The following is a 24,359-nucleotide window of genomic DNA, read 5'->3' as shown; positions in this document are numbered from 1 at the left end:
GTGAGATTACCGGGGGCATCCCCACATATACGCAGTGGCCCATGCCACGTCAGGAGAAAACATGGCTGTCGATATCTTCATCAAGATCGGTGACATCAAGGGCGAGTCTCAGGACAAGACCCACAAGGACGAAATCGAAGTGCTCAACTGGAGCTGGGGCATGTCCCAGTCCGGCAACATGCACACCGGAACCGGTGGTGGTGCGGGCAAGGTGAGCATCCAGGATCTGTCGCTGACCAAGTTCGTCGACAAGGCGACCCCCAACCTGATGATGCATTGCTCCAGCGGCAAGCACGTGCCCAAGGTCACCCTGACCGTGCGCAAGGCAGGCGGTGATTCCCAGGTCGAGTACCTGATCATCAACCTCGAGGAAGTGCTGATCTCCTCGCTGAGCACCGGCGGTTCGGGCAACGACGATCGCCTGATCGAGAACATCACCCTGAACTTCGCCAAGGTCACGGTCGACTACCAACCGCAGAAAGCCGACGGCACCAAGGAAGGCGGCCCGATCAAGTACGGCTGGAACATCCGCTCCAACGTCAAGATCTGACGCGCTCCACCTCCGGGCTCCCGCCCGGAGGTGGATATCCTCGACAAGCCGCAGGCGGTTGCCACGCTGAGACCGTTGCGCAAAGAGACCTTGCCATGCCCAAGCCTTCGTTCATCAATCTCTGGAAAGCCTACGAGAACCTGTTGGTCGAACATCCGGACCGCAAGCCCTGCGACGGCAACTGGGCCAACCAGTGCGCCATTCGCCTGAGTCTCGCGCTGAACAACGAGCGTACGCTGCAGATCAACTCCTCGACCTACAGCGAACCACGCTGCGCCCACGGCCATGCCCGGGGGGCCGAATCACTGGCCAACTGGTTATGGAAGAAGCGTCAGCTGGGTGCTCCAAAGATCTACAGCAACAGCGCGGCCGACCGAACCAGCCTGACCGGCAAGACCGGGATCATTTTCTACAAGGATTTCTATTACCAGCCCACAGATCCGGATGGCCGCCCCAGCGGCGACCATATCGACCTGTGGAACCGTGGGCTGACATTGACCGGTGATTATTTCCATCGGGCCAAGGCTGTCTGGTTCTGGGAGCTGAGCTGATGCGCGCCATGCTGCGTAACTCATTGCTGGCGACCATGCTGTTCAGTCTCGGCGCCTGTGCCGAGCAGAGCGCGAATCCCTCTGTCGGCATCACGCAGGCCGAATTCGCGGGCCAGACCGTGCGGCTCAGCGATGTTCAGGGGCGCTGCGCTCTGACGCTGGCGGATGCTGCGCCGCTGGCTCTGGACATGCAGTGGCCCTGCCGCTTCAGTGAAACACCCCAGCAGCAGTTGCGGGTCGAGTACTTCCGCCAGACACCGATCATCATGGTCGAGCGCAGCGAGCCGCAGCCAGCGCCGAGCCGCAGTTGCCTGACCGATCTGCAAGCGTTGCGCCTGTACCATGACCAGTTGGAGGCTGCTCCGGTCAGCCGCATCGCCGCCTGCGGCCCGAGCCAATGGGATCAGAAAGCCTTCGTCGGGATGTTCGATTGGTAACCATGACCCCGCGCGAGCGCCTGCAGCCATCGCTGCTTGACCGCCTGACCGATGACGACCCGAGCAATCCGCAGGAAAGCGCGGACCGCCGCGTGCTCTCGCTGAACCAGCTCAAGGCCTCGGTGCTGCGCGATCTGACCTGGCTGTTCAACACCATCGCCCTGCTCGACGCCGACACCACCCGGCACACGCCAGCGGGTACCTCGGTGATCAACTACGGCCTGCCGGCACTGGCCGGCAGCAGCGTTTCCGGCATCGATATCGCCGCCCTGGAGAGCCTGATCCAGCGCGCCATCATCACCTTCGAGCCGCGCATTCTGGCTCACAGCGTGCGGGTGCGGGCGCATGTCGGCCATGAACAGATGAACCACAACGCGCTGAGTTTCGAGATTCAGGGCGACCTCTGGGGGCAGCCGGCGCCCCTGCCCTTGCTGCTGCGCACCGAGCTGGACCTGGAGTCCGGCCATGTGCAGGTGCTGCCTGCCGAGCAGCGGAGACGCTCATGAACCCCCGTTTGCTGGAGTTGTACAACCAGGAGCTGCAACACATTCGCGACGGTGCGGCCGAGTTCGCTCGCGAGTATCCGAAGATCGCCAGCCGCCTGAGCCTGTCCGGCCTGGAATGCACCGACCCCTATGTCGAGCGGCTGCTGGAAGGTTTCGCCTGGCTGACCGCACGTGTGCAGCTCAAGCTCGACGCCGAGTATCCGGTGTTCACCCACAACCTGCTGGAAATTGCCTACCCGCATTACCTCGCGCCGACGCCCTCGATGACGGTCGTGCAGCTGCACACCGACGCCAATGACGGCGCGCTCAACGGCAGTTTCAACCTGCCGCGCGACAGCGTGCTGCGCGCCACTCTCGGCAAGGACAGCCAGACCCCCTGCGAGTACCGCACGGCCCATCCGGTGACCCTGTGGCCGCTGCAGGTGGCCGACGCCGAGTACATCAGCAACCCCGCCGCAGCGCTCGGCCGTCTCGCCGCCAGCGAGTCGCGCGCCAAGGCCGCACTGCGCATCACCTTGCGTAGCGGCGCCGAAATCCCCTTCGCCAGTCTGGATCTGGATAACCTGCCGCTGTACCTCAACGGCCTCGACGAACTGCCGTTTCGCCTCTATGAGCAGCTGCTGGGCAACCGCCTTACCGTGTTCGCCCGCCAGCCGGGGCGCGACTGGGTCGAACGGTTACCGGCCGACGCCCTTCGTCCGTGCGGCTTCGATGATGCCGAGGCAGCCCTGCCGGTAGTGCCGCAGGCCTTCCAGGGCTATCGCCTGTTGCAGGAATATTTCGCCCTGCCGCAGCGTTTTCTGTTCGTCGACTTCTGTGGCCTGCGCCGCGCGGTGCGCCAGTGCAGCGGCAACGAGCTGGAGCTGATCGTGCTGTTCGACCGTCTCGACAGCCACCTGCAGAACCAGGTCGATGCCAGCCAGTTCCTGCCGTTCTGCACCCCGGCGATCAACCTGTTCCCGCGGCGCCTGGATCGCATCCACCTGAGCGACAAGGTGCATGAGCACCATGCCATCGCCGACCGTACGCGCCCGATGGACTTCGAGATCCATTCGCTGCGCGGCGTCACCGGCCATGGCAGTGGCCCGGAGCAGACCTTCCTGCCTTTCTATGCCGTGCGCGACCCCGCGCGTTATGGGCGCGATCAGGCGTACTACATCGTGCGCCGCGAGCCACGCGTGCTCTCGGCCGGGCAGCGCCGCAACGGCACGCGCTCCAGCTACGTGGGCAGCGAAACCTTCATCAGTCTGGTCGACAGCCAGCAGGCGCCGTATCGCCATGACCTGCGCCAGCTGGGCCTCAGCGCCCTGTGTACCAACCGCGACCTGCCGTTGTTCATGACGGTCGGCAGCGGCAAGAGCGACTTCACCCTGGCCGACAGTGCCCCGGTGCAGAGCGTGCGCTGCGTCGCCGGGCCGAGTCGGCCGCGTGCCAGCGCGGCACACGACAACCAGGCCTGGCGGCTGATCAGCCAGCTGTCGCTGAACTACCTGTCACTGGCCGAGCAAGGCCAGGGCGCCGCCGCGTTGCGCGAAATGCTGCGGCTGTATGGCGATGTGCAGAATCCGGCCCTGCAGCTGCAGATCGAAGGCCTGCGCGAGGTCAGCGCCAAACCCTGTACGCGGCGCCTGCCGATGCCGGGCCCGATCGTTTTCGGTCGTGGTCTGGAAATCACCCTGGAGTTCGACGAGAACGCATTTCGCGGTACCGGGGTGTTTCTCCTCGGCGCTGTGTTCGAGCGTTTCCTGGCGCGCTACGTATCCCTCAACAGCTTTACCGAGACGGTGCTGCGCAGCACCGAGCGCGGCGAGATCATGCGATGGAAAGCCCGGCCCGGCCGTCGTCCGAACCTCTAGATACGCTTGCACAGATGCAGGCGCAGCCCTGGGAGTACGACTTCTTCCAGGCCCTGCGACGTATCGAGAACGAGCATCCGCACCTGCCGCGCCTGGGTCGTTCCCGGCGCCTGGCTGACGATCCGCTGCGCCTCGGGCAACGTCAGGAAGGCACCTTCGCCCCGGCCACACTGGCTGCCGTGACGCACACCGGCGATGAGCGTCCGGCACGCCTGGAGCAATACTTCTTCGGCCTTGGCGGGCCCAGCGGGCCGCTACCGCTGCATCTGACCGAGTATGTGCGCGAGCGTCAGCGCAACCACGCCGACAGCACCAGCAAGCACTTCCTCGACCTGTTCCATCATCGTCTGCTGAGCCTGTTCTATCGTGCCTGGGCCGAAGCCCGGCCGACCGTCAGCCATGACCGCCCGGATGACGACTACTGGTCGGCGCGCCTCGCGGCCTTCAGCGGTCGTGGCATGCCCAGCCTGCGCCAGCAGGGCTTGCTGGACGATACGGCGAAGCTGCACTTCAGCGGTCATCTGGCTGCACAGACCCGTTACCCCGATGGTTTGAAGGCCATCCTCTCTGACTATTTCGGCGTGCCGGTGCAGATCGAAGAGTACGCCAGCAGCTGGTTGAGCCTGCCCGAGCGCACACGCCTGGGCGTCGAGTCCAGTCAGCTGGGCGTGGACTTCTGCCTGGGCAGCCAGGTCTGGGACCGCCAGCACAGCTTCCGCATCTGCTTCGGCCCGCTGACGCTCGAGCAGTACAACGCCATGCTGCCCGAAGGCGAGTCCTTCGCCGCGCTGGTGGCCTGGGTCGCTGAATACATGGGCGATGAACTCGACTGGCAACTGAATCTGATCCTGCAGCGCGAGGAAGTCCCCGCGCTGCGCCTCAACGGCCAGGCTCGCCTGGGCTACACCACCTGGCTTGGCCAGCCACAGCACGACGCCAGGGATCTGGTGCTGGCCCGCCATCACGCCGTAGCGACTTCGCCGGCGGATCAATCAAGGAGAACTCCACATGGGTGAAATCAGCCGTACCGCGTTATTCGGCAAGCTCAACAGCGTTGGTTACAAGGCCATCGAGGCCGCCACCGTATTCTGCAAGCTGCGCGGCAACCCCTACGTCGAACTGGCGCACTGGTTCCATCAGCTCCTGCAGCTGCAGGACTCCGACCTGCATCGCATCATCCGTCAGTTCAGCCTCGAGCCGGCGCGTCTGGCGCGTGACCTGACCGACGCCCTCGACCGCCTGCCGCGCGGCTCGACCTCGATCACCGACCTGTCCTCGCATGTCGAAGAAGCGGTGGAGCGCGGTTGGGTATACGGCAGCCTGATGTTCGGCGAGCACCAGGTGCGTACCGGCTACCTGGTTATCGGCATCCTCAAGACGCCGAGTCTGCGTCAGGTGTTGCTGGGCCTGTCGAGCGAGTTCGACAAGATCAAGGTGGAGACCCTCAGCGAGCGTTTCGATGAATACGTCGGCGATTCGCCGGAGAACAACCTGGCTGCCAGCGACGGTTTTGCCGCTGCCGCACCAGGCGAGGCCAGTGGCGCCATGGCGCCGGCGGCGATGGGCAAGCAGGAGGCGCTCAAGCGCTTCACCATCGACCTCACCGAGCAGGCGCGCAAGGGCGAGCTCGACCCCATCGTCGGCCGCGACGAGGAGATTCGTCAGATGGTCGACATCCTCATGCGTCGCCGGCAGAACAACCCGATCCTCACCGGCGAGGCGGGCGTCGGCAAGACGGCGGTAGTCGAGGGCTTCGCCCTGCGCATCGCCGCCGGTGATGTGCCGCCGTCGCTCAAGGATGTGGAACTGCGCAGCCTGGACGTCGGCCTGCTGCAGGCCGGTGCCAGCATGAAGGGCGAGTTCGAGCAGCGCCTGCGCCAGGTCATCGAAGACGTGCAGGCGTCGCCCAAGCCGATCATCCTGTTCATCGACGAAGCCCACACCCTGGTCGGCGCCGGTGGCGCGGCCGGTACCGGCGACGCGGCCAACCTGCTCAAGCCGGCGCTGGCGCGCGGCAGCTTGCGCACCGTGGCCGCCACCACCTGGGCCGAGTACAAGAAGCACATCGAGAAGGACCCGGCGCTGACCCGTCGTTTCCAGGTGGTGCAGGTGCCCGAGCCCTCCGAGGACAAGGCGCTGCTGATGATGCGCGGCGTGGCTTCGACCATGGAGAAGCACCATCAGGTGCAGATTCTCGACGAAGCCCTGGACGCTGCGGTCAAGCTGTCGCATCGCTACATCCCGGCGCGCCAGCTGCCGGACAAGTCGGTCAGCCTGCTCGACACCGCCTGTGCCCGCGTGGCCATCAGCCTGCACGCCGTGCCGGCCGAGGTGGACGACAGCCGCCGGCGTATCGAAGCGCTGGAAACCGAACTGCAGATCATCGCCCGTGAGCACGCCATCGGCATCGACGTCAGCCTGCGCCAGGCCAACAGCGAGAGCCTGTTGGCCGCCGAGCGCGAGCGTCTGACCGAGCTGGAAAGCCGCTGGGCCGAAGAGAAGCAGCTGGTCGACGAACTGCTGGCTACCCGCGCCAGCCTGCGTGAAAGTGCTGGCGTGGTTGACCAGGACAGCGCCAGCGATCATCAGGCTCTGCGTGCCCAGCTGGTCGAGCTGCAGCAGCGCCTGAGCCAGTTGCAGGGTGAAAACCCGCTGATTCTGCCGACCGTCGATTACCAGGCGGTGGCCTCGGTGGTGGCTGACTGGACCGGCATTCCGGTCGGGCGCATGGCGCGCAATGAGGTTGAGACCGTGCTCAACCTCGACAGCCTGCTGGCCAAGCGCATCATCGGCCAGGACCACGCGCTGAAGATGATCGCCAAGCGCATCCAGACCTCGCGCGCCGGCCTCGACAACCCCAGCAAGCCGATCGGCGTGTTCATGCTCGCCGGCACTTCCGGCGTCGGCAAGACCGAGACCGCGCTGGCGCTGGCCGAAGCGCTGTATGGCGGTGAGCAGAACCTGATCACCATCAACATGAGCGAATTCCAGGAAGCGCACACCGTCTCCACCCTCAAGGGCGCGCCGCCCGGCTATGTCGGTTATGGCGAAGGCGGCGTGCTGACCGAGGCGGTGCGTCGCCGGCCATACAGCGTGGTGCTGCTCGACGAGGTGGAGAAGGCTCACCCCGACGTGCATGAGATCTTCTTCCAGGTGTTCGACAAGGGCGTGATGGAAGACGGCGAAGGCCGCCTGATCGACTTCAAGAACACCCTGATCCTGCTCACCACCAACGCCGGCACCGAACGCGTGGCGCAGCTGTGCCAGAACCCGGACAACCTGCCTGACCCGGAAAGCATCGCCCGCGACCTGCGTCAGCCGTTGCTGGAAATCTTCCCGCCGGCGCTGCTCGGCCGCCTGGTGACCATTCCCTACTACCCGCTCAGCGATGCCATGCTCAAGGCCATCACCCGCCTGCAGCTGGGGCGCATCAAGAAGCGCATCGAAAGCACCCACAAGGTGCCGTTCGACTACGACGAAGCGGTGGTCGACCTGGTGGTCTCGCGCTGCACCGAGAGCGAGAGCGGCGGCCGGCAGATCGACGCCATTCTCACCAACGGCATGCTGCCGGACATGAGCCGTGAGTTCCTCACCCGCATGATGGAAGGCAAGCCGCTGGCCGGCGTGCGCATCAGCGTGGTCGACAACGACTTGAACTACAGCTTCGCCGACAACGCCTGAGCCCGAGTGCGGGTCGGCTAGCGCCGGCCCGCATCATGGCAGGCCGGAACCCCGACCTATGTTCTTCGCCCAATCTTCCCGTTTTGCCCGCATCACCAGCCCGCTCGGGCCGGACGTTCTGCTGTTGCGCTCGATGCACGGCAGCGACGAACTGGGCCGGCTGTTCGAGTACGAGATGCAATTGGTGTCCCACGACGCCAACCTCGATCTCAACCAATTGCTTGGCAAGCCGCTGTCGCTCTCGGTGCAGCAGCATGGCGGTGGCGACCGCCATTTTCATGGCATCGTCGCCGCCTGCGGGCAGACCGTAGACCGTGGCCAGTTCGCGGCTTACCGGGTCACCCTGCGGCCCTGGCTGTGGCTGCTCAGCCGCACGTCCGACTGCCGCATCTTCCAGCACATGAGCGTGCCGCAGATCATCAAGCAGGTGTTCCGCGACCTCGGCTTTTCCGACTTCGAAGACGCACTCAGCCGCCCCTACCGCGAGTGGGAGTACTGCGTGCAGTACCGTGAGACCAGCTTCGATTTCGTCAGCCGGCTGATGGAAAAGGAAGGCATCTACTACTACTTCCGCCACGAGGCCGACCGCCATGTGCTGGTGCTCGCCGATGCCTACGGTGCGCACCAGCCGGCGCCCGGCTATGCCAGCGTGCCCTACTACCCGCCCGACGGACAGCACCGCGAGCGCGACCACTTCAATGACTGGTACCTGGCGCAGCACGTGCAGCCGGGCTCGATGGAACTCAACGACTACGACTTCCAGCGCCCCAGCGCGCGCATCGACGTGCGCTCGGTCATGCCTCGCCCGCACAGTGCCGGCGACTACCCGCTGTACGATTATCCGGGCACCTACGTGCAGAGCAGCGATGGCGAGCAGTACGCGCGCAACCGTATCGAGGCGCTGCAGAGCCTGCACGAGCGCATCGAGGTCAGTGGCAGCGTGCGCGGTATCGCGTCGGGCAACCTGTTCAGCCTCACCGGCTTTGGCCGCGCCGATCAGAACCGCGAGTACCTGGTGGTCGGCGCGCGTTATCACGTTGCTCAGGAGTCGCTGGAGAGTGGCGATGGCGGCGGCGGCCAGTTCACCTGTCAGCTCACCTGCACCGACGCGCAGCAGACCTTCCGCCCACTGTGCGGCACACCCAAGCCCATGGTCCAGGGGCCGCAGACCGCTGTGGTGGTAGGCCCCGCCGGTGAGGAGATCTGGACCGACCAGTACGGCCGGGTCAAGGTGCACTTCCACTGGGATCGTCACGACCAGTCCAACGAAAACAGCTCCTGCTGGATCCGCGTCTCGCAGTCCTGGGCCGGCAAGAACTGGGGTCATATCCAGATTCCGCGTATCGGCCAGGAAGTCATCGTCAGCTTCCTCGAAGGCGACCCCGACCAGCCGATCATCACCGGCCGCGTCTACAACGCCGAGCAGACCGTGCCCTACGACCTGCCTGCCAACGCCACCCAGAGCGGCATCAAGAGCCGCTCCAGCAAGGGCGGCACGCCAGCCAACTTCAACGAAATCCGCATGGAGGACAAGAAGGGCGCCGAGCAGCTGTACATCCATGCCGAGCGCAATCAGGACATCGTCGTCGAGGTGGATGAAACCCACTCGGTGGGCAACAACCGGGTCAAGAGCATCGGTATGAACGAGACCGTGACCATCGGCAGCAACCGTGTGCGTGCGGTTCAGCTGCAGGACACGCTGATAGTTGGTACTACCAAGAGTGACAGCATCAGCCAGAGCTACCTGATCGAAGTCGGGCAAAACCTGCGTCTGGTCTGCGGCAAGAGCATTCTCGAGCTCAACGCCAGCGGCCAGATCAACCTCAGCGGCGTGGCGATCAACTTCCACGCCAGCGGCGACGCCGAATTCAATACGGGCGGCGTGCTCAACCTGAACATCGGTGGCGGCCCTGGCGCCACGCCCGATGGTCAGGGTGACCAAGGCAGCATCGACGCCGCCGTCAAATCCATGTTCGGGCAAGAGAAAGGAAACTCATGATGAGCTACACCACCCAGGAGCTGAGCCTGCAACTGCCCGGCAAGGACCTGCAGGACAGCAGCATCAACATCCTGCGCCTCAACGATCTCGGCACCTCGCTGGTGATTACCCGTGGCGCCATCGGCGATGGCGAAACCTTGCGCAGCCACTTCGAAGCTCAGGTCGCCAAGCTGGCGAAGCAGGTCAAAGACCTGCGCTCCAGCGCCCTGCAAGATGTCCAGGTCGGCCCGGCCCAGGCCATCGTCGGCGTCGAACTGCGCAGCCAGTTCAGTAAGGGACCGGAGCAGGTCTATCAGTTCCAGCTTGGCGTATTGCTGGGCGATGGTCGGCGTCTGCTGGCGCTCAGCTACGTAAAACCCACGCCACTCGATGATGCCGACGCTGCCCATTGGGCGCAGATCAAGCAAAGCCTCAGCCTCAACGGATGACCTGCGATGTCTGATGCGCTCTGGGCTGCCCGGCTCGGCGATGATCTGCTGCACACCACATTGCTTGCCGACATCGTCGGTGGCGTGCTGGAAGTGGCCGCCTATGCCGCCATCACCGCCGTCGCCTGTGCTGCGGTGGTCGCCGCCACCGGCCTGACCGTCCTCACCTTCGGCGTCGGTGGATTTGCCCTCGCCGCAGTAGTCGGTATCGCCGTGGGGGTCGGCATGAACAAAACCGGCTGGGACAAGGGGCTCACGACCTTCTGTGAAGGCCTGGGCAACGCCATCTCCCCGCCCAATGTCCAGGCCAAGATCGTCACCGGCGCCAACAAGACCAAAACCAATGGCCTGCCTTCAGCGCGCGCCGCTGGCAAGTTGGGCAGCGCCGCTGCGCCGTCCGGTACCGAGCTGGAGCAGGCGCCGCCCGCCGAGGAGCCGGAGCCCAGCTTCCTCGACATGGCCAAGAGCTTCTTCAGCGAGATGTGGCAGCCGACGGTTGCCCAGCCGGCACCTGGCGTCATCCCCTGCCCGCTGGATGCCATCGAGTGCAAGAAACACCCGCCGATGCCCGTGCAATTGCTCGCCGAAGGCTCGATCAAGGTCAGCATCGAAGGCCAACCGGCAGTGCGCAGCGGCGATCGCAGCACCTGCGAGGCCACGGTGGTGGAAAGCGGCAATATCTCGCCGAACGTGCGCATCGGTGGTGACGCCGTGGTGGTGCAGCCGATTCGTAGCGGCAAGACCCCCGGCATCGGCCTGGCCCTGACTGTGCTCATGGCGCTGCGTGGCAACCCGCGCAAGCTTTGCAGCAAGCTGCCCTGCCTGGTCGCCGGTTTTGCCGGCAACATGGCCATGGGCGGCGCGACCGCCTATGCCACCAATTCCATCGCCAACGCCCTCGGTTCGGCCAGCAGCGGTGCGCCCAACCCGGTGCACGCCAGCACCGGGGCCAAGGTGCTCGGTGAAGACGACGACCTCGACTTCGTCCTGCCAGGGCTGATGCCCATCGAGTGGCAGCGCTTCTACAGCAGTCGCGACGAGCGCCGTCACGGCCTGCTGGGGGCTGGCTGGAGTCTGCCGTTCGAGATCGCCGTGCAGGTACGCGCCCACCCGGAGGGTGGCGAAGTGCTGACCTATATCGACGAGCAGGGCCGTCCTGTCGAAATTGGCAGCCTGCCTCCGGGCGATGCCTGCTACAGCCCGGGCGAAGGCCTGAACTTCCGCCGCGATGAAAGCGGCGCGCTGCTGGTGGAAAGTGTCGATGGCCTCTACCGCCTGTTCGAACCCTTGCCCGAAGCGCCGCAGCGGCTACGCCTGAGCAAGCTGGGTGATCGCAACGACAACCGCCTGCTGCTGGAATATGACGCCGCTGGCCGGCTGCGTGCTGTGCGCGATGGTCATAACCAGCTGTGCATCGAACTGATCGCCGACACCCGCCACCCGCAGCGCCTGGGCCGGGTCGAGCGCCTGTTCGCCGATGAGCGGCGCGAGGTACTGGTCGCCTATGCCTATGATGCGCAGGGTGATCTCAGTGAGGTCCGCGACGACAAGGGCCAGTTGCTGCGTCGCTTCGTCTATGACAGCGGCCGCCGCCTGATCGAACACCAGCGCCCGACTGGCCTGCGCTGCTTCTACGAATGGAACGAGTTTCAGGGTGCCGATGGCCGTGAATGGCGGGTGACACGGCACTGGACCGACGACGGTGATGAGTACCTCCTGCAGTACGATCTGGATGCGGGGATCACCCGGGTCACCGATGGCCTTGGCCGCACCAGCGAACGTCAGTGGAACGATCAGTACCAGATCACCCGCTATCGCGACGCCCTCGGCCAGCTCTGGCTGTTCGACTGGAACGACGAACGCCAGTTGCTGGCCGCCGTCGCACCGGACGGCGCGCGTTGGCAATTCGCCTATGACGAATCCGGCAACCTCTGCGAAACCCTCGACCCGCTGGGGCGCCGTGACTTCACCCAATGGCTCGGCCACTGGTCGCTGCCGGAAGCCGAGACCGACGCCGCCGGCAATGCCTGGCGGTACCGCTACGACAAGCGCGGCAACTGCATCGCCGAGATCGACCCGCTGGGCCATGTCACCCGCTACCGCTATGACGCCAGCGGGCTGCCGGTGGAGATCACCGACGCCAGCGGCAAGCGCAAGACCCTGCGTTGGAACGCCCTCGGCCAGCTCACCGAGCAGGTTGACTGTTCCGGTTATCCCACGCGCTTTGGCTACGACGAGCGTGGCAATCTGGTGCAGATCACCGATGCCCTCGGCGAGATCACCCGCTACCACTACGACAGCCAGGGGCGCCTGTTGCAGACGCAACTCGCCGATGGCCGCTGCGAGGAATTTCAACGCGACGCCATCGGCCAGCTCAGCGCCTACCTCGACCCTGCCGGCAAGCCCGTGCGCTACCGTTACGACCGGCGTGGCCAGGTGCGTCAGCGTACCGATGCCCTGGGCCGCAGCGTCGGCTTCGAATACGACGCCTATGGCCGTCTCCAGGCATTGAGCAACGAGAACGACGAGCGCTACCGCTTCACCTGGGACGTGCTCGACCGTCTCAGTGCCCAGCACGACCTCGACGACAGCGCCCGGCATTACCGTTACGACGCGCAAGGCAACCTGATCGCCCTGGCCTATACCCCGGCCCCACACGGTACCGGCCTGGGCAGCGTCCCGGAGGCGCCGCCGGCAGCGATCGTCCATCGCTTCGAGCGCGATACCGTGGGCCGGATGATTGCCAAGCACACCGATGACGGTCGCACCGAATACGCCTACGACCCACTCGACCGTCTTACCGCCATTGACTTCACCGCGGCTGACGGCCAGGTGCAGTCGCTGGCCTTCGCCTACGACGCCCTTGGCCAGCTGCTCAGCGAGCAGAGTGCTGCTGGCGCGCTGCAGCATGCCTACGACGAACTCGGCAACCTGCTGGAAACGCAACTACCCGACCAGCGCCGTATCCGCCGCCTGTATTACGGCAGCGGCCACCTGCAACTGCTCAGCCTCGACGATCAACTGGTCAGCCGCTTCGAGCGTGATCGCCTGCACCGCGAGGTGCTGCGCACCCAGGGCCAGCTCGTCACCCGTAGCCAGTACGACCGCAGCGGTCGCCTCATCGCCCGCCAGCGCAGGCGTCAGGACACGCCCGTGCAACTGCCGGCCGAAGCCGAACGGCGCTACGCCTTTGATCCCAGCGACAACCTGATCGGCCGCCTCGACCGCGACCCGACCAACCAGCGCGAACAAAAGCAGCAGCTGCACTACGATGCCAGCGGGCGCATCATCGCCAGCCAGGACCTGATTCGCGGCAATCTGGAAACCTACAGCTACGACGCCGCCGCCAACCTGCTCCACCCGGTCGGCGGTGACGCGGCCAGCAGCGGCTGGGTGCGCCACAACAAACTGCTCACCTACCAGGACAAGCGCTACCGCTATGACGCCTTTGGCCGTCTGGTGGAAAAACGCAGCGGCCGTCACCAGGTGCAACGGCTGAGCTACGACGCCGAACACCGCGTGCGGGAAGTGACCAACAACGACGGCAGCCGCGTGGTGATGCACTACGACCCGCTCGGCCGGCGTATCGGCAAAAGCCACTACGATGCCCGTGGTGCCCTGCTCGGTCAGACCGATTTCACCTGGGACGGTCTGCGCCTGCTCAGCGAGACCCGCAACGGCCGGCATAGCCTCTACCTCTACGACGAAGGCAGCTACGACCCGCTGGCGCGTGTCGATGGCCAGGGCGAACACGCGCGCCTGCGCTACTACCACACCGATCCGAACGGGTTACCGCAGCAGCTCACCGAAGACGACGGCCAGTGCATCTGGCAGGCCCGCTACCAGGTTTGGGGCAACACCCTGGCCGAAACGCAGGAAAGCTTCTTTGTCGAAGAGCAGAACCTGCGCTTCCAGGGCCAGTACCTGGACCGCGAGACGGGGCTGCACTACAACACTTTCAGGTTTTACGATCCGGATATCGGGCGGTTTATCAGCCCGGACCCGATTGGGTTGGCGGGTGGGGTCAACCTGTTCCAGTACGCGCCGGAGCCGTTTGGGTGGGTGGATCCGTGGGGGTGGGCTTTAACTGGAGTCGATTTCACTGGAAGTAGTGATCTATTCCCTACAACAGGATCGCAAAAGAATATTGTTGTTATCAAAATGCAGGGAAGCCGGGGACGCGACTTTACTCAAGCATTTAAAGAAGCTGGTATCGCTAAGAAGACGGCAGCAGGTTATACCTGGCACCATGTTGATGACTTCAATCCGAAAACCGGTACTACTACAATGCAACTGGTCAAGACGTCTGCACACGAGGCAACGTTCCCTCATGCAGGTTCAGTATCGCAATATGAAAAGCATTTTAAAGTAAAGTACGAAACATCTGAATCGATTTTGGCGTCCTCGAAAAAAGGGTGGCTCGCCAATAAAATACCAAGATCAAAAGCTGGCCGATGTTAATAAGCAGGAGTTAATGATGGAAGAAAATATCTTCTCAAATACTGAGTCCGCCATTGGTTCGCTTGATTTAGACAACCTGGAAAGATTGATCAGGAAAAAATTACCTGCCTCCTTTAGAGATCACTATCTTAAATACAATGGAGGCATACCAGAACGCACCTATTGGTTCAGCGAAACAGACGCTGAGCCAATAGAGGTTTCTGTCTTTAAACCTATTTCGAGCGCTCAGTCGAGTTTACAATCAACTTATCAGTCAATGCTAAGCAAGCAGGTTATACCTGCACGATTACTCCCTTTTGCAAACGACTGGGGAGGGAATTATTTCTGTTTGGACTTGGATAGCGGGGCGATCAGCTATTTTACCGTTGATAACTTTTACGACGAACTTAGTGCTGAGGGCAATCAACAAAAATCGGAAACGGTAATTTGCCCCGATTTTTCAAGCTTCGTTCAAGGGTTGATCGGCGAGGAAGATGTCGACGAATAAAGAAGGAGAAGGGACAAAAAGGGGGCGGATTTGTTTTTTGGCCGCCAGTGAAGTGGGCTAATAAATAAATCTATCCCTTCTTTCCGGTAATGCCCGTGAAAAGGGGGCAAATTTATTTTCGGTCACGGCAGGTGCGGACTAATAAATAAGTACCATTTTTAAAATATTAAATAAGGAACAAAGTGTGAAAGAAACCGATGCCCTCAGTACGCGCATCTCTACCCTGTGGCGCCCTGTCCTTGCGTTGATGGTGGTCCTGCTGCTGATCATCAGCGTGATGAACAGCTGGTACACCATTGATGAAAAGGAGCGGGGCGTCGTGCTGCGTAACGGGGCCTTCGTCGATATTGCCGAGCCGGGGTTGGGCTTCAAGGTGCCGTGGATCGACAGCGTCAAGATCATTTCCGTACAGAACCAGACCACGACCTACAAGAATGTGCAGGCTTACAGTCGCGACCAGCAGACCGCGAGCATGTCGATTTCGGTGTCCTGGCATGTATCGCCTGACGATGTCGAGCAGGTCTACAAGCAGTTCGGCAGTGAGGATGCGCTCGTCACGCGGCTGATCAGCCGTCAGGTGGGGACTCAGGCTGAGCGCATTTTCGGCGGCTATACCGCCGTGCGTGCGGTGCAGGAGCGTGGCCAGCTCGGGCTCGATTATGCCAAGGCCTTTACCGATGCCATCTCCGGCCCGGTGGTGATCGACAGCGTGCAACTTGAGAACATCGACTTCTCCGACGCCTACGAACGTTCCATCGAGGAGCGCATGAAGGCCGAGGTGGCGGTAAAGACCCGCGAGCAGGATCTGGCCCGTGAGCGCGTCAATGCCGAAATTGCCGTGACCCAGGCCCAAGCTGCAGCGGACTCCTCCCTCGCCCGTGCCCGCGCAGAGGCTGAAGCGACGCGACTGCGTGGTGAGGCGGAGGCTGACGCGATCAAGGCTCGTGCCGATGCCCTCAAGGCCAACCAGGCGTTGGTCGAGCTAACCAAGGCCGAACGCTGGGACGGCAAGCTGCCGAGCACAGTCTTGCCCAACAGCGCCGTGCCCTTTATCGACGCTCGTACTGGTAGTCGCGACTAGGCCACGACCCTTTTGGGTCTTCGCGCAGGGTTCCTATGGCAAAAGGCTTACACGCCGAAGCGCAACGGTCCTCTCCCGTCGCCTGTGTGGGCTGGTTAATCTACTCACACCTACTGGGAACTGGATGTCCCGAGTCAAGGAAGACAGACCGCGCCAGGATGGCAAACGACAGGATGTCGGAAGGTCTTAAAAAACCCGCTTCGGCGGGTTTTTTGTTGCCTGCGTAAACGTGATCGGCCTGATCGGTGTAGTTGCCGGCACGGATATTGGCTGTTGCCCTCGATCATCTTGCAGCACTCTATTCAAACTGAGAGCAAAGCTGTCGAATCGGTCCACCTTAGGCCTTTAGAATTCGCATTCGCTCGTTTATTCAAGGATCTAGCGCATGGACGCTCGTTACAACGGTATCCGTTTCCCTGTAGCACTGAGTATTTCGCTGACGGTTCTGGCATTGGCCGGTTGCACCTCCACAGCGAAGGTGCCGGCAGTTCACCCGGGGCTTGCGGTGTTCGAAAAGGCTGTCGACTTGCCTGCAAATCCGCACTCTATTGTGCGCGAGGGCGATCAGGTGACCTATGTGGTCATGCGTCCAGAGATGCAATCACTGTATGCCCGCTTCGAGGCCTCCTGCGTTCAAGGCGTTGCCAGCATGTATTTCCCGACCACGCAGGGAATGCTGGCTTTCGCTGAACCATCGGCAGCTGATAATGGCCTGCCTGCCCCTCAACTCCAGCAGTTCCTGAACAGTGCTCAGTTGCGGGATGTCTGTACGCAAAGGCCATCACCGGATTGGCGTGCGTTGGAGCAAACGCAGAACAGCGATTGGCTGGCACTGGATCGCAATAGCCTGCAGCGTGAAGGCGACCTGCTTTATGTCTGGGCCGAGCAGAATCCTTTGCGCTACAGGGTCGAACAAGAGGGCGTGATGCTGAGAGGGCGCAGCCAGGAGCGTCTGGCATTGAACTGTCAGCAGAACACCCTGATGCAAATGAGTCAGTTCTACGTTGATTCACGGGGTGAGCTCGCTGGCGGTCAGATCAAACGGCAGATAGCCATGCAGCCCCTCGTCGACGCGTCCGACTATCAGCAGCGGGTGTTCAAGGCGGCCTGCCAGCCGGTCGTGGAACTGAGCAAGTTGCCGGTCGTTGCATCACGTGCACCGTTGCCGCCTGTGCTCGATACTCCGGTTGCTGCCGACACAGTTATCTCGGCCATCGTGGACCTGAAACTACCTGCTCCCGAGCGCACACTGCGCAAGCTGAGTTATCGCTACGATGCGCAGGTGATGAATCGAGTGAATCTCAGCGGCTTGCAGCAGGACGTGTTTTTCTCCGTTGACGCAGCATCTGGACAGGTCCTGCAGCAGATTCAGGACCCCACGGTAGATCCAGCATCGATTCACCTGACCTTCCTTGGTCTGTTTGACCTGGCTGCTCGTGCGATCGACACCAAAACCGGAAAGGAAGAGGTCAAAGGGGCATCGCCGATCGGCCTGAGTTTCAGCGGAGACTGGCAGAGCATGCCGTCCAATACCGAGGTCAGCTATACCCGGACTTTCAGCAGAGCCCCTTCGACCGCTGGCGAGGCAACCCGCCACTCCAATACCGTCACCTGCCGGATTGGTGCCGAACGGCCCGCTAGCAGCCTGCATCCAGCGTTGCTTGGCGCGGTAAAACACTTCAACTGCACAAGGCTCAAGACCAAGCATGTCAGTTGGACCGAAGATTACTGGTACTTGAGTGACTATCGACTGTTTGTAAAAGCCAGTGAGAATAATCTGCTGAGCCGTATGCAATGGCGTATCGAGTCGGTCGAGTGACGGCAGGGATCACCCGGTAAATCCATAAGGTGCACGTCAGTCCACGGTGGCCAGTACCTGCGTATTACGCCCGGCATGCTTGGCACGATAGAGGGCGGCGTCGGCCTTGAGCAGCATCCCGGTGATGTCCTCGCCGGCTGGACTGGTGCTGCCGTAAATACCGGCGCTGAAGCTCAAGGCGATGCTCTTGCCGTCGATCTGCGCCGGCTGCTGGGTCAGCGACTGGCGCAACTGATCGACCAGCTCCAGCGCGCCGCTGGCATCGGTGCCGGGCAGGACCAGCAGAAACTCCTCGCCACCATAGCGGCCGATGCTGTCGTTACGCCGCAGACGCTGCTGCAGATGGTCCGCGCAGTGCCTGAGCACGTCATCGCCGACCAGGTGGCCGTGGCTGTCGTTGATCTGCTTGAAGTGATCCAGATCGAGCATGGCGATGGACAGCGGTGTGTGCTGGCGGCGGGCGCGTTCCAGCTCGTCGCTGAGTTGTTCGAGTATCGCCAGGCGATTGGGCATCTGGGTAAGCGTGTCGCGCAGGGCGGTCTGCCGCAGCTCGGATTCGATGCGCTCGCGCGACAGCAGCACCAGGCCAAAGGAGAACATGATGATGGTGGCGGCACCGAGGGCGACCGATACCGTCTGCTTGAGGTTGCTGACGTCGTAGTGCATCTCCGCCGGCGCGCCGCTGAGGATGACCACCACGCGAATGCCCAGGCCGAACAGGCTGATGCCTGCACCGATCATCAGGATGCGATGGGCACGCCCGCCGAGCACGGCATGGATGCGGCTCAGGTGCAGGATCACCAGGCATTGGCTGAACAGCAGCACGCAGGCCACCAGTTGGCGGGGCTCCTCGGTGTCGATCAGCAGGCTGAGCAGCACGCCCAGTGCCAGCGGGAACGCGAAGGCCAGCCGCCAGGGCGGGCGACGGCCATGGATCAGCGGCAGGCTGACCGTGTAGAGCGCCAGTGCGGTAGACAGCAAGGTGTTGGCCAGCACGTAGGTCAGCCACATCGAGGCCTGCCCGAACAGGGTGAAGCCGATGTAGGCCAACGCGTGGGAAAACATGCCCAGGCCGGTGGTGAGCATGCCGTCGCGATGACGCAGTTGCCCGACCAGGATCAGGCAACTGCCCATGATCACCGCAACGAGGGCCACGGCGCCGAACAGCGTCTGCGTATGAGCGACCATGGCTATCCCTCTGCCTGGCAGGTTTTCCTAACTCTAGTGCAATCCGCTGCCCCGATGTTGCTGCGGAGTCAGGCCCACCAGTAACGCACCATATGAAAGAACACGGGCGCGGCGAAGCATACGGAGTCGAGGCGGTCGAGCATACCGCCATGACCTTCGATCATATGGCCCCAGTCCTTCACCCCGCGATCACGCTTGATCGCCGACATCACCAGGCCGCCAGCGAAGCCGAGGATGCACACCAGCAGCGCGAACAGCGCCGCCTGCCAGAAGGCGAACGGGGTGATCCAGCACAGCGAGGCGCCGATCAGCGTGGCCAGGGCCACGCCACCGACGAAGCCTTCCACAGTCTTCGAAGGCGACAGGTTGGGGGCGATCTTGTGCTTGCCGGCCAGCTTGCCGCAGACGTACTGCAGCACGTCGGAGAGCTGCACGACGATGATCAGCCAGGCGATCAGCAGCAGGTTGCGCCCTTCATAGCCGGGGATGTCCAGGGTCAGCAAGGCCGGTACCGAGGAGATGCAGTACACCGCGATCATCAGGCCCCACTGCACCTTGGCTGCGCGTTCCAGGTAGCGCGTGGTGTCGCCGCCCAGCGAGGCGAGGATCGGCAGCAGCAGGAACAGATAGACCGGAATGAAGATGGCGAACAGGCCGTACCAGCCGAAGGCGATCAGCAGGTACTGCATCGGCAGGGCGAAGTAGAAGGCTGCGACCAGCGCCGGGTAGTCGCTGCGCCGGGTTGGCGTCAGCGTCATGAACTCGCGCAGGGCATAGAAGGAGACGAAGTAGAACAGTACGACGACGCCGGTATTGCCGAACAGGAAGGCGATGCCGATGACCAGCACCATCACCCACCAGGCGTTGATCCGGGCGTTGAGGTTGTCGACCACAGGGTTGGGCCGGTCGCTACTGCGCCACTTGAGGACAAAGCCGATCAGGCTGGCGAGCAACAGTAGGGCACCGATACCGGCGAACAGCAGCAGGGTGTTGTGATCCATCTCAGGCCTCCTCGGGTGCCAGTGCCAGCAGGGCGTTACGTGCGCGTTGCAGAAAGGCGTCCTTCGCCTCGCCTTCGATGGGCTCCAGTGCAGCACCAAAGCTCAAGGTGCACAGCAGGGGCAGCGGCAGCGCCCTGCCCTTGGGCATGACCCGGTTAAGGTTGGCGATCCACACAGGCACCAGCTCCACCTCCGGGCGCGCTTGGGCCAAGTGGTAGAGGCCGCTCTTGAACGGCAACAGCTTTTCGTCGCCGAGGTTACGGGTGCCCTCGGGGAAGATGATCAGTGAGTCGCCGCCATCCAGTGCATCGAGCATCGCCTGCAGCGGGTTGGCGCCTTCCTTGCGCTCGCGGTCGACCAGCACGCCGTTGAACACGTTATTGATCAGGAAGCTGCGCACGCCCGGCTTCTGCCAGTAGTCGGCGCCGGCTACCGGGCGGGTGCGCTTGCGCAGCTCCGGCGGCAGTGACGCCCAGAGCAGGACGAAATCGCCGTGGCTGCTGTGGTTGGCGTAATACAGACGTTGAGTGGGTTGAGCGGTGCTGCCCAGCCAGAGGGCGCGCGCGCCCGTCAGCAGGCGGGCTGCCGAGGTGATGGCGAAAGCGGTCAATGCAGCGAGCATGGCGACTCCTTAAGCGAGAGCGATGAATATCCCGAGTACGACGATGACGATCTGTAGCAGCAGGCACAGGGCCTGTTTACGCAGCAGGCGCAGTGCTCCGTGACAGCGGACGTGCCATGTGCGGCCGCCCTGCTGCGCATTTTGCAGGCCCAGATTCTGCAGGGCCTGATCCAGCGCATGAGTCTGGCTGTCGAGCTGTTCGCCGGCCTCGGCCAGGCGCTGGAACAGTTCGGCATCCAGGGCGACGCGCAGCGCCCAGTATTTCTCGGCCAGGCCGGTGATCAGCAGTGCGCCGCAGATCAGCGCTAACGCCGGACTAGCGGGTGCACCCAGCCAGGGCGCCAGGCCGAAGAGTACGGCGACCAGGCTCAGCGCGGCGGAGCAATGATCGAGGCTGCGCCCACGGCGCAGCAGTGCCGCGACCAGCAACAGGTCAGCCTGCATGCGCGACCTCCAGCGGGACGTTGGCATCGATCAGGCTTTGCAGCGCGGCCAAATGTTGTGGGCCGAGTACGACCTTTGGCCGTGCCTGGCGGATCAGCTCGACGGCAGCATTCACATCCTTGCAGCGACCGCTATGCAGCAACCAGGCCGCCACGGCAGTGGCACTGCGCGAATAGCCGAGGGCGCAGCACACCAGCAATGGTCCGTGATGACGCAGGCGTTCGATGGCTGCGGCAGCGCGTTGGCAGGTCAGCACGTCCGGTGCCACCAGATCCAGCGACGGCAGGCTGCAGTAGTGCGCGGGTTTACGTTGCAGCGGCAGTTCGGCGCAGAGGTCGACCAGGGCGGTAAAGCCTTCGAGATCCTTCGAGGCAGGGAGCCGACCCAGGTAGATGCCCTCCACCACCTGACTGGGCGCTGGCTGGCGATAGGTCCACAGCCGCGAGTTGATCCAGGCGCCGAGCAGATAGGGTGCGAGCAATACCGTAGCGGCCGGACTGAGGCGGCCATTGGCTTGCTTCTGAAAGCCGCCAGCGCCGAATAGCAGGTAGTTGAGCGCGACCATGGCCAGGGCAACGGCCGGCCAGAACAGCCACAGCCAGGCGCCTCCCAGGTTGACTGCCAGCGCCGTGCATGCGAAGGCGCCAAGGCTGTAACGCAGCGCCAGGCGCCAACGGCGTGGATCGCGGCTCAGGTGCATCTGCCGCAGCGGCGTATCGCCCTGCAGGGCACCTCTAAAAACCACCTGCGTTGCCATCGCTGCGTTAAAAACAGGCTCAGAATGCTCATTTACAGCACGTAAACTGCGCTTCTTCGCCTGTTTTTGCGGGGCCGCCATCGGTATTGCGCTGACTGCCTCGCCTACGTTTTTTGAGACGCCCTGCAGTGGCAGCAGCCACAGGCAAAGGAAGCCGGCCAGCGCCCCTGTGGGCAGGTCGATGAAATGGTGCTGCCAGGTGGTCAGCACGGAAACGCCGATCAGCACCATCCACCCGTGCAGCAGGCCACGCCAGAGCAGCCCACGGGTGTGATTGGCAAACATCGCCCAGATGATCACCAGCAGCGTGATGTGCAGCGAAGGCGCCTGGTTGAAGGGCTTGTCGAAGCCCATCAGCACGTCGAACATCAGGCCGAAGGTGCCGTCCAGCGCCGGGCGCTCGAAGGTGAAACGCAGCGGCCAGAGCAGGAAGCAGAGGATGCAGATCACTTGTGCGGCAAGCAGGCGCAGGGCGTGGCGATCCATCTCGCGGCGGCAGGCCGGCAGCAGGAAAGACAATCCATAGAGCAGGTCGATCGACCAGTAGGGCACGATGGTCCAGGGCCAGAGTGGTATCTGCGACTCCCAGGCAAAGACCAGGCTGCCAACGTCATCACGCTGCCCGCTGAACCAGTTGGCGAAGCCGTAGCTGGCGAAGAACAGCGGGCCGAGCAGCAATAGCCAGAGTACGCCGCGCTTCCATAATCCGGGTTCGCGCGTGCAGTCCATCACTTAATCCGCTGTGCCAGGGATACGCTGAAGATGCCCCACTGGTCGATGCGCTGCGCCACCTTGCGGAAACCAGCGGCTGCCACCAGTTGATCCATCTCGGCCTGGCTGCGCCGGCGCATGACCCAGGCCTGGCCGTCGCGGTGGCTGGTCAGGGCGCGGGCGATCAGCTCCAGCTGCGGGTGCCAGGGCTGGCCGGTGTAGACCAGATAACCGCCCTCCTCGACCGCTGCTGCCAGGCCGGCCAGCGAGTCGCCGACCATCTGGTTGCTGCCGAACAGTTCGTACAGGCCGGAGACCACCGCCAGGGTCGGTTTTGGCTCGAGTGCGGCGAGGTCGTCACGGTCGAAGGCATCGCCTTTGACGAAGCGGGCGATGTCGCCCAGGCCCTTGTGTTGGATCAGGGCATTGCCGTCACGCACGTTGATGTCGCTGTAGTCGCGCAGCAGGATCGCGTCCGGGCGTTGTTCCTGACCTTCCAGCGCTTCGAGGATGTAGCGGCCGTGGCCGGCGGCGATATCGACGATGCGTACGGCTTCGCCTGCTTCGCGCAGCTTGCTCATGGCCAGGCGCAACAGCTCCTCGGCATGCAGCTTGCGCTGGCGGATGCCACGCCAGCCGATGGAATCCAGGTAGTTCTGGTCGATCAGTCGGCCCAGTGGACCTTTGCCGGTCGGCTGGTTGCGGTAGACGTAATCGAGGGTGCTGCCGGAATCGAAGCCGGTCTCGAAGCCCAGCTTGACCCCGGCCGACAGGGTGCTGCCCAGGCGCATGCCGGCGCGAGTGGCGCGCCAGTAGAGATCGCGCAGCGAGTTTTTCGGCAGCGGCGCGGCCAGCTCCTCAGCTTCGGCGCAGGTGGCGCCCAGGCGGTCGGCGTCGAGCAGCGAGGGGCGCGTCACGGGCTCCTCGAAGTTGCGCAGGATGAAGCGTCGCGCGCGGCTCAGGGCATGGCCACGGTCGCGTTCGCCGAGGGTGTCGTGGAAGAAGCCCGGTAACAGGTGCTTTTCCTTGCGCAGGCTGCCGAGGCGCTCGAAGAAGTCTTCCTGCGGTTTGCGATGGACGACGAAGTCGGCGCCGGAGATCAGCAGTTGCGTCGGCACCTGGATCGCCTGAGCGTCGGCGACGATGCGGTCTGCGGCTTCATACAGGCCCAGCAGCATGGTCACCGAGATGGGCCGGGCGATCAGCGCGTCGTTCTCGAAGGAGGCAATACGCTGCGGGTCGTGGCTAAGCAAGCCGGCTTTCACGTAACTGTTGACGAAGAAGTTGCCGCGCCAGGCGTGCAGCAGCTTCAAACCAGGGCGGGCGAAGGGTACGTAGAGCTTGACCTTGAATGCCGGCGAGGCGAGCACCAGGCAGCGCACCTTGGGTGCGTAGTCATGGGCCCAGGTGGCGATGATTACCGCGCCGACGCTTTGCGCCACCACGGCCAGGTTCTCTTCGACGATGCCGTGCTGGCTGCCGATGTGCTCGATGAAGGTCTGTACGTCGCGCACGCTGGTGGCGAAGCTCGGGCTGTCGCCACGGGCGCCGGGCGAGAGGCCATGGCCGCGGGCGTCCCAGGCGAAGAAGTCGCAGTGCGGCAGGTCCAGCTCGTCTACCAGGTGGGCCATGCGCCCGCCATGTTCGTGGCCGCGGTGGAACAGCAGCACGGCCTGACGTGGGCCGTCGCCAGGCGCAGTCGCTGGCCAATGGCGATAGCTCAGCTCGACGCCGTCATGGGTGCTGAAGGTCTGAAACTGTACGGGGCGCATGGAATCTC

19 protein-coding genes are annotated in these 24,359 nt (G+C 63.4%); 13 read left to right on the top strand and 6 right to left on the bottom strand.

The window, feature by feature from the left end:
* The first annotated feature begins 61 nt into the window (after window positions 1-61).
* From ACN8M7_RS06260 to ACN8M7_RS06200, 13 genes are all read left to right on the top strand, one after another.
* Complete coding sequence (locus tag ACN8M7_RS06260) at window positions 62-550, top strand: Hcp family type VI secretion system effector (protein ID WP_061238833.1); 489 nt, start codon at window positions 62-64, stop codon at window positions 548-550.
* A gap of 95 nt (window positions 551-645) precedes the next feature.
* Window positions 646-1,101, top strand: a complete 456-nt coding sequence (locus ACN8M7_RS06255; protein WP_061238834.1) for a type VI secretion system amidase effector protein Tae4 — start codon at window positions 646-648, stop codon at window positions 1,099-1,101.
* Complete coding sequence (locus ACN8M7_RS06250; RefSeq protein ID WP_490260140.1) at window positions 1,101-1,538, top strand: hypothetical protein; 438 nt, start codon at window positions 1,101-1,103, stop codon at window positions 1,536-1,538. The genes ACN8M7_RS06255 and ACN8M7_RS06250 overlap by 1 nt, the downstream gene beginning before the upstream one ends.
* Before the next feature lie 2 nt (window positions 1,539-1,540).
* Window positions 1,541-2,044 carry a type VI secretion system baseplate subunit TssE gene (gene tssE / locus ACN8M7_RS06245; RefSeq protein ID WP_490260139.1) on the top strand — a complete coding sequence of 168 codons (504 nt, stop codon included), beginning with the start codon at window positions 1,541-1,543 and terminating at the stop codon, window positions 2,042-2,044.
* The gene (tssF, locus tag ACN8M7_RS06240) at window positions 2,041-3,900 is read left to right on the top strand and encodes a type VI secretion system baseplate subunit TssF (RefSeq protein WP_490260138.1); all 1,860 of its coding nucleotides are present in this window, start codon (window positions 2,041-2,043) and stop codon (window positions 3,898-3,900) included. The genes tssE and tssF overlap by 4 nt, the downstream gene beginning before the upstream one ends.
* Complete coding sequence (gene tssG, locus ACN8M7_RS06235) at window positions 3,864-4,916, top strand: type VI secretion system baseplate subunit TssG (protein ID WP_490260137.1); 1,053 nt, start codon at window positions 3,864-3,866, stop codon at window positions 4,914-4,916. Before tssF ends, tssG begins: the two co-directional genes overlap by 37 nt.
* A complete protein-coding gene (gene tssH / locus ACN8M7_RS06230) occupies window positions 4,909-7,581 on the top strand; it encodes a type VI secretion system ATPase TssH (protein ID WP_490260136.1) in 2,673 nt (890 codons plus the stop codon). Before tssG ends, tssH begins: the two co-directional genes overlap by 8 nt.
* Window positions 7,582-7,639: 58 nt before the next feature.
* The gene (locus ACN8M7_RS06225) at window positions 7,640-9,580 is read left to right on the top strand and encodes a type VI secretion system Vgr family protein (protein ID WP_490260135.1); all 1,941 of its coding nucleotides are present in this window, start codon (window positions 7,640-7,642) and stop codon (window positions 9,578-9,580) included.
* The gene (locus ACN8M7_RS06220; protein WP_490260134.1) at window positions 9,580-10,008 is read left to right on the top strand and encodes a DcrB-related protein; all 429 of its coding nucleotides are present in this window, start codon (window positions 9,580-9,582) and stop codon (window positions 10,006-10,008) included. The genes ACN8M7_RS06225 and ACN8M7_RS06220 overlap by 1 nt, the downstream gene beginning before the upstream one ends.
* A gap of 6 nt (window positions 10,009-10,014) precedes the next feature.
* Complete coding sequence (locus ACN8M7_RS06215) at window positions 10,015-14,469, top strand: RHS repeat-associated core domain-containing protein (RefSeq protein WP_490260133.1); 4,455 nt, start codon at window positions 10,015-10,017, stop codon at window positions 14,467-14,469.
* A 16-nt stretch (window positions 14,470-14,485) separates the two neighbouring features.
* Window positions 14,486-14,956: an SMI1/KNR4 family protein gene (locus ACN8M7_RS06210; RefSeq protein ID WP_061238843.1), complete on the top strand. Its 471-nt coding sequence runs from the start codon at window positions 14,486-14,488 to the stop codon at window positions 14,954-14,956.
* Between the two features lie 247 nt (window positions 14,957-15,203).
* A complete protein-coding gene (locus ACN8M7_RS06205) occupies window positions 15,204-16,037 on the top strand; it encodes a prohibitin family protein (RefSeq protein WP_061238999.1) in 834 nt (277 codons plus the stop codon).
* A 385-nt stretch (window positions 16,038-16,422) separates the two neighbouring features.
* A complete protein-coding gene (locus ACN8M7_RS06200) occupies window positions 16,423-17,856 on the top strand; it encodes a hypothetical protein (protein ID WP_490260132.1) in 1,434 nt (477 codons plus the stop codon).
* A gap of 36 nt (window positions 17,857-17,892) precedes the next feature.
* Here the strand turns inward: ACN8M7_RS06200 and ACN8M7_RS06195 are convergent, their stop codons facing one another.
* From ACN8M7_RS06195 to ACN8M7_RS06170, 6 genes are all read right to left on the bottom strand, one after another.
* Window positions 17,893-19,044 carry a GGDEF domain-containing protein gene (locus ACN8M7_RS06195; protein ID WP_490260131.1) on the bottom strand — a complete coding sequence of 384 codons (1,152 nt, stop codon included), beginning with the start codon at window positions 19,042-19,044 and terminating at the stop codon, window positions 17,893-17,895.
* Window positions 19,045-19,112: 68 nt separating this feature from the next.
* Window positions 19,113-20,045: a phosphatidate cytidylyltransferase gene (locus ACN8M7_RS06190; RefSeq protein ID WP_490260130.1), complete on the bottom strand. Its 933-nt coding sequence runs from the start codon at window positions 20,043-20,045 to the stop codon at window positions 19,113-19,115.
* A gap of 1 nt (window position 20,046) precedes the next feature.
* A complete protein-coding gene (locus ACN8M7_RS06185) occupies window positions 20,047-20,667 on the bottom strand; it encodes a lysophospholipid acyltransferase family protein (protein WP_490260129.1) in 621 nt (206 codons plus the stop codon).
* Window positions 20,668-20,676: 9 nt separating this feature from the next.
* Window positions 20,677-21,111 carry a hypothetical protein gene (locus ACN8M7_RS06180; protein WP_490260128.1) on the bottom strand — a complete coding sequence of 145 codons (435 nt, stop codon included), beginning with the start codon at window positions 21,109-21,111 and terminating at the stop codon, window positions 20,677-20,679.
* Entirely contained in the window at window positions 21,101-22,597 is a 1,497-nt protein-coding gene (locus ACN8M7_RS06175) for a phosphatase PAP2/dual specificity phosphatase family protein (RefSeq protein WP_490260127.1), read from the bottom strand. Before ACN8M7_RS06175 ends, ACN8M7_RS06180 begins: the two co-directional genes overlap by 11 nt.
* A complete protein-coding gene (locus tag ACN8M7_RS06170) occupies window positions 22,597-24,351 on the bottom strand; it encodes a bifunctional alpha/beta hydrolase/class I SAM-dependent methyltransferase (RefSeq protein WP_490260126.1) in 1,755 nt (584 codons plus the stop codon). Before ACN8M7_RS06170 ends, ACN8M7_RS06175 begins: the two co-directional genes overlap by 1 nt.
* Between the last annotated feature and the right edge of the window lie 8 nt (window positions 24,352-24,359).

This window comes from Pseudomonas spartinae, from assembly GCF_965197125.1.
Lineage (GTDB): Bacteria > Pseudomonadota > Gammaproteobacteria > Pseudomonadales > Pseudomonadaceae > Aquipseudomonas > Aquipseudomonas composti_A.
This window is presented reverse-complemented; position numbering and strand designations above follow the sequence as displayed.